9 protein-coding genes and 2 pseudogenes are annotated in these 5,979 nt (G+C 39.6%); all 11 read left to right on the forward strand.

Annotated elements, in window-relative coordinates:
- Positions 1-420, forward strand: a 420-nt coding sequence (locus tag EDM57_RS22650) for a hypothetical protein (protein WP_246005888.1), incomplete at its 5' end; no start/stop codon positions are given.
- A 305-nt stretch (positions 421-725) separates the two neighbouring features.
- A complete protein-coding gene (locus EDM57_RS23965; RefSeq protein ID WP_342771490.1) occupies positions 726-923 on the forward strand; it encodes a hypothetical protein in 198 nt (65 codons plus the stop codon).
- Positions 920-1,159 (forward strand): RHS repeat-associated core domain-containing protein, encoded by a 240-nt coding sequence (locus tag EDM57_RS23970; RefSeq protein WP_483995144.1) that lies wholly within the window; start codon positions 920-922, stop codon positions 1,157-1,159. The genes EDM57_RS23965 and EDM57_RS23970 overlap by 4 nt, the downstream gene beginning before the upstream one ends.
- Before the next feature lie 120 nt (positions 1,160-1,279).
- Positions 1,280-1,498: a hypothetical protein gene (locus EDM57_RS23035; RefSeq protein WP_148039135.1), complete on the forward strand. Its 219-nt coding sequence runs from the start codon at positions 1,280-1,282 to the stop codon at positions 1,496-1,498.
- 347 nt (positions 1,499-1,845) lie between these two features.
- Positions 1,846-2,469 (forward strand): hypothetical protein, encoded by a 624-nt coding sequence (locus tag EDM57_RS22665; protein WP_122906937.1) that lies wholly within the window; start codon positions 1,846-1,848, stop codon positions 2,467-2,469.
- A gap of 476 nt (positions 2,470-2,945) precedes the next feature.
- Positions 2,946-3,599: a DUF3885 domain-containing protein gene (locus EDM57_RS22670; RefSeq protein ID WP_122906938.1), complete on the forward strand. Its 654-nt coding sequence runs from the start codon at positions 2,946-2,948 to the stop codon at positions 3,597-3,599.
- 284 nt (positions 3,600-3,883) lie between these two features.
- A pseudogene (locus tag EDM57_RS24135) lies at positions 3,884-4,102 on the forward strand (DUF6881 domain-containing protein); the annotation flags it as partial.
- Between the two features lie 323 nt (positions 4,103-4,425).
- Positions 4,426-4,623 carry a hypothetical protein gene (locus EDM57_RS23830; protein WP_246005889.1) on the forward strand — a complete coding sequence of 66 codons (198 nt, stop codon included), beginning with the start codon at positions 4,426-4,428 and terminating at the stop codon, positions 4,621-4,623.
- Positions 4,620-4,817: pseudogene (locus tag EDM57_RS23835) on the forward strand (RHS repeat-associated core domain-containing protein); the annotation flags it as partial. The gene EDM57_RS23830 and the pseudogene EDM57_RS23835, both read left to right, overlap by 4 nt.
- Positions 4,818-5,393 (forward strand): thioesterase domain-containing protein, encoded by a 576-nt coding sequence (locus EDM57_RS22675; RefSeq protein ID WP_246005891.1) that lies wholly within the window; start codon positions 4,818-4,820, stop codon positions 5,391-5,393. It abuts the pseudogene before it with no gap.
- A 50-nt stretch (positions 5,394-5,443) separates the two neighbouring features.
- Positions 5,444-5,971 (forward strand): hypothetical protein, encoded by a 528-nt coding sequence (locus EDM57_RS22680; protein WP_246005890.1) that lies wholly within the window; start codon positions 5,444-5,446, stop codon positions 5,969-5,971.
- Positions 5,972-5,979 lie beyond the last annotated feature (8 nt).

Consider the following 5,979-nt stretch of genomic DNA (forward strand, 5'->3'; position numbering starts at 1 on the left):
ATTAATGCAACGCTAGTGATGGTAAATAATCGGGAGGGGAATAGTTATTTGGAGAATTATGTGATAAAGTATCCTCCATATTTTGATGAAATTGAGGATATTGAAAACGATAATATTGATGTTTTTATTGAAACAGAAGACGGATTTACTTTTTCCTTAGTTGTAACGACTCCCAAGTATTTAAATTCGTATATGGATAAGGAAAATATGGACTTTATTCCTGCTGCACCTCCAGAGATCATTGTAAAAAAACTCACAAAAGAAGTAATAGAGAAAGTAATTAAGACTTATATAGAGGATGATGCGTATTGGTTAAAGCTGTACTTTTTAGCAGGAACAAATGACGGGGTTTTTGATGTGACAGAAATGGACAAAATAATAAATAGGATTAAAAGAAAAAATAAAGATATCTTTAAATGAATTATTTACCCCAAAACGAGTAATCAACGCTCGTCTGGGGTTTTCTTGTGTATTCGGGATGTCTTCGTCTGCAAGGGAAGGGGTGGCTGAGTGTCAAACACAAGACGAGTTGGTTATTTTCCGGATCGTAACGAAACTAGCTTTTCTAATGAAAAGAAACAAACAATGGTCTCCATCACCCGCAATGATCTATTTTTGCCTATAAGTATGACGAGATTGACTGTCTGACAAAAGAAACACTGCCGAGTGATACGAATCATTATGAGTAAAACACCCATGGGAACAGGATATCCTTTGAGAGCGTCTTGCCAATAGACACCGACATGGCTGCTTTCACTTTCGACGAACGCAACCGCTTGCGTGGCGTTTTGAATGAAACAACAGGCGAGACATCGACGTATACGTATTACGGAGACGGTCTGCGTGCAACGAAAACGGAAAACGGTGCGCAAACCAACACGGCGATGTCGTCACAATCTCAGGCGCAAATGGCCAGGAACTGAACCGCTACGACTACGACACCTGGGGCAACGTCATTTCAAAGACAGAGGGGATGTCCAACCCGTACCAGTACAGCGGCGAGATGTACGAAGAGCAGACAGGCTTTTACGATCTGCGGGCGCGGTATTATGATCCGAAGGTAGGGCGGTTTGTTTCGGAGGATACGTATAAGGGGCGGGTGGAGAATCCGCTGACGTTGAACCGGTATACGTATGTGGAAAATAATCCGCTAAGATAGAAAGACCCTACAGGTCACTGGAAAGATGGAGACGAATATATTCAAGGCTCAACTAGAGATACTATTGCTTTTTGGACGGATGTCTGGGAAAAGGCAAACAAAGCAGGAAACGAACAACGAATGCAATTTGCTGAGACCCAAGCAGACAATGCAAGGATAGCGTACTGGAGCAATTTTGGTGCTTCTATCGCCAAAGACCAACAATTAAATCCAACTTCAGTATTTTTTGTAGGAACTACTGCTACTATGCCAAGGTCTGGGGCAGGTTCAATTTCAGGTGGTGGTGCGATAGGATGGTCGGCTGTTGCGGCAACAATATTAACAGGATACCTCTACTAGCACAACAACCATAATCATAATGGACAATCCTTGATATTCCGTGATGGTTCAGGTACTAATACCAACCTTACACCAAGACCAGTAGACACCACAGGGCTATCATACTTTTTAGCACCAAGTTCAGCTAAATACACATTTACTTCGATTGCTGCTGTAAATGCTACTGGGGTTTTGAAAGCAGTGGTTGACAATCCTGCTACTGGGCATGTTAGTGTATTTGCAACAAATCCTGTTCACCACAAAGCATGGATTGCTTCAAGACCAGATGCAGAATCAAATCCGTATTATTTAACCATTGTGCTAAAGTCTATCTCAATTAAGGGAAGGTAAAGGAAGGAGGGGGAAAAATGAACGAGAAGATTGTTAATACCAAGTTAATTGATGAGAAGGGTTGTAGTCGAGATACGAACCTTTACGTACGATTTAGAGATAAAAATACTGTGCATGTCATTTTGGTGGGAAAATCTCTGCGTGTTGAGAGTGAAGGAGTAAATTATACTCAAAGTCTTCTTGAATTGATGACAAGGCTACCAAAGGAGTGGCGGTTAAAATTCTTGAATAGCTTTCAAATCTCTGATAGAGACACGATAGAAATAGTAACGGTTGAGGAAAGTATAATGGTTAGGCAATACGACACTGACGAGCCTCAATTGAGATTCAAACTCGTATGTGAATACAGAGGAAAAACCTTTGAAGCCGAAGCTGTTGAGGATTTCTCCATTGCTTTACAAGCACTTCAAGACAAAATGGACGTATCCTTTAACATTTGTGCTTTCTGCTCAAATGCTGATTTCAGGTCAACCGGTGGAGAAGACCTGAGACAAGGTTGGTATTGTTTACGTGATGTATTAGACCGTCATCCTGATTTACCTTGGTTTCAACGAGAAGATGAATTTCAAGAAGCGTATTCAAACGTCAATGCGTTCCACTGGTGTCCCAGTTATGTAAAAGCAGTGGATAGAATGTTATAAACGTGTTAGCAGAGAACCCCAAACGAGTAATCAATCCTCGTCTGGGGTGTTCTTGTGTATTCGGGATGTCTTCGTCTGCAAGGGAAGCTTGCTGGCTGAGTGTCAAACACAAGACTAATTAGTTATTTTCATGATAGTAACGAAGCTAGCTTTTCTAATGAAACGAATCAAACGTGGTCCCCATCGCCCGCAATGATCTATATTAGGGATACTATCACTACAACAGCCACGGCGATGTCGTCGTCGTTGTTGTTGTTTTGGCATTGTAGAGATCCGCTTCTTAACATGTTAGGTTTATTCTACAAGCCCTTATTTTTTCTATCCAACTTAGTGTAGCCGAGCCAAACTTTATTTTACAAGCATAAGAGTCAAACAGGTACTCTCATTGACCTTAAGTAGCTGACAACATTAGTTATTAACAATATCAATTAACCTCGGGGAGAAAAACCCCTGAGGTACTAAAATGAGGTGAACGAATGGACTTTAATGTGGAACTTAATCAGTACTTGAGTATGACTTTTTCTAATTTGGAACTAAAAAAGCCGTTATTTTACAATGCGCGAATAGGTATAAGATTTGAACTTGGTGCTAATTTAAGTGATTTTAATAAAAGAATGGAACAGATTTACTACCGTACAAGTGCGCTTTTTCGTAAACTAAACGAAAACAACCATGAAATTTACCTAGTTGTTTTCTTGGATAGTTGGGATGACGAACCGATTTCCGTGAACGAGTTACTTTTATTGAATTACTTAAAAAAGTACATAGATAGTGAAGAGTTAATGGGTAAAGTAAGCAAACTTAAAGTCCCTTATCGTTATCCTGATTTAGATGATGATTGTAAGACTGAAACATATCGATACTGTTTGAAATGCAAAGTTGATAATATTGATGTTAGTAACTTACTAGAAGCCTTAGCTAACCAATATGTTGGGATTCAACCAAGTTTTATTGGAGATGTCTACGTTGTAAATTCAACTAATAACACAATTTTCCATATGTACGATGATAGGGGAGTTGATATAATTTCCCACCGAAAAGAAACAATACAGGAACTTTATAAAGATTTTAATGATTGGATTTTGGACTATGATAGAGAGAAAATAGATAGTATCTTTCAAAGAGATTAGAATATCCTATTAGAACCCCAAACCAGTAAACATTCGTTACGGGGATCTTTACCGCTTGCTGAAAGAAGAAGAACTCCTGCAACCCCAACGACAAAAGAAAGGGAAACATCCTCAAAAGTTGGCAAACAACCGAGAGATTAGCGAGAATAAGGGAGAAAGACTCTAAAATGAAGGGGTTAAATCAATAAATGGAGTGAAATATTCATGTTATACCATCTGGTAATTTGGAAGAATAACTCCCCTGATATGCCCAAAATAATTATTTATGAGCAGGGGATGATGGTTATGAAACTAGGAAAATAGAGTTTTTTGATAGCGGTAAAATAGGGTATGTCCATGGTGAAATTGAGTATTGCGAATGCGATTCTACTTCTCCTACGGGGTTATCCGATCAACCTGTTCCACAGATCAATGAGTATAATCAAAACCCTGTTTTTTTCGCAATTCCTATAAGCAAAGATTATTTTGAGATGGCATGGAAAAAATTCGTTACTCAGAAATAATAAAGTAGAGTAATTTGATATTTACCCCAAAACGAGAAATCAACTACTCGTCTGGGGTTTTCTTGTGTATTCGGGATGTCTTCGCCTGCAAGGGAAGTCGCTGGCTGAGTGTCAAACACAAGACGAGTTGGTTATTTTCCTGATAGTAACGAAACTAGCTTTTCTAATGAAACGAATCAAATGTGGTCCCCATCACTTGCAACGATCTATATTTGCCAATGAGTTATGACAAGATTGACTGTCTGACCAAAGAAACACTGCCGAGTGGTACGAATCATTATGAGTAAAACACCCATGGAAACAGGATATCCTTTGAGAGCGTCTTGCCAATAGACACCGACATGGTTACGTACACCTTCGACGAACGCAACCGCTTGCGTGGCGTTTTGAATGAAACAACAGGCGAGACATCGACGTATACGTATTACGGAGACGGTCTGCGTGCAACGAAAACGGAAAACGGTGCGCAAACCAACACGGCGATGTCGTCACAATCTCAGGCGCAAATGGCCAGGAACTGAACCGCTACGACTACGACACCTGGGGCAACGTCATTTCAAAGACAGAGGGGATGTCCAACCCGTACCAGTACAGCGGCGAGATGTACGAAGAGCAGACAGGCTTTTACGATCTGCGGGCGCGGTATTATGATCCGAAGGTAGGGCGGTTTGCTTCGGAGGATACGTATAAGGGGCAAGTGGAGAATCCGTTGTCGTTGAATCGGTATGTGTATGTGTATAATAATCCGTTGAGGTTTGTTGATCCTACGGGACATGACGCATGGCTAGTTCATGGGACGTTTTCGGATAATTCTACTTGGAAAGATGATTTTGTTAGGTATTTCAAAGATTTATACAAAGAGGATGTAAGAAAGTTTGAGTGGACAGGTGAAAACAATAATACAGCAAGGGTAAAGGCAGCACAATCATTGGCAAGCGAGATTATCAAATGGCGAAGTATTAAAGGTAATGAGAAGAAACCAATTCGACTAATAGGTCATAGTCATGGCGGAAATGTAGCCATTTTAACAGCAAATGTTTTGGAACATGAAGGGATTCAGGTTGATACGCTTGTTACTATTGCTACTCCTGTAAGGGAATTTGAATATTATTTAGAGTATCCAGTTGTACAGCATCTACATGTTTACAATGAACGAGATGCTGTACAAGTAAATGGGGGAAGGGAGTATGGCCCAATTGAGGCACATTCTGTCATGCACTCTAATGTTGAAATGTGGAAAAAATATATAACACCGTACCTCGCAGAATTTTATGTGAAACCAAAAAGGTAAGAAATATTCTTACTGAGAAACCTGATTAATTAGCAAGAAGGGAATGCCTAATGCAAAATTGGTTGAAGTTAATATGGCTGATTACCATATTCATTAATTCATCGGGAGTTGTCTGGTTTGTACTTGGCTCGACTGCCAATTTTCAACGCGGTATAGACTTAATTTCCACGGTAATCCTTTTGTATCTAGGTATTCCCTCTATTTTATTGATAGTCGTTTCGATTTTTCTATTATTGAAAAAGTGGAGTCCAACTAAATGGTGGGAGTCAATCGGGATTTTCATAATCATCATTGCCATGCTATTAATGACGCCACAATTGTATAAAAACGTACAGACGAATGGGTGGTTAACAGAAAAAATAAGAACTGATTCCATCCAACTGACATCGGATCATCGCTATGAATACTGCTTGGAACTAATTAATTTGTTTCAGAAAAATAGTTCAGCTCGCTTGTATATAAAGAATATCGAGACATTGGAGGAAATAAGAATTCAATTAGAGTTGCCTACAAAGGAGATCACAGGTGTAACTTGGGATGATGTAAATTACTTTGTTAAGCTCGAACCGGGAATGTAAATTTTTTT

The organism is Brevibacillus gelatini, assembly GCF_003710935.1.
Taxonomy (GTDB): domain Bacteria; phylum Bacillota; class Bacilli; order Brevibacillales; family Brevibacillaceae; genus Brevibacillus; species Brevibacillus gelatini.

What these genes read in the sequence shown, in the direction of transcription:
- EDM57_RS23035 (WP_148039135.1), top strand. Translation starts at nt 1,280, where the DNA reads ATGCAATTTGCTGAGACCCAAGCAGACAATGCAAGGATAGCGTACTGG.
- EDM57_RS22665 (WP_122906937.1), top strand. Translation starts at nt 1,846, where the DNA reads ATGAACGAGAAGATTGTTAATACCAAGTTAATTGATGAGAAGGGTTGT.
- EDM57_RS22670 (WP_122906938.1), top strand. Translation starts at nt 2,946, where the DNA reads ATGGACTTTAATGTGGAACTTAATCAGTACTTGAGTATGACTTTTTCT.
- EDM57_RS22680 (WP_246005890.1), top strand. Translation starts at nt 5,444, where the DNA reads ATGCAAAATTGGTTGAAGTTAATATGGCTGATTACCATATTCATTAAT.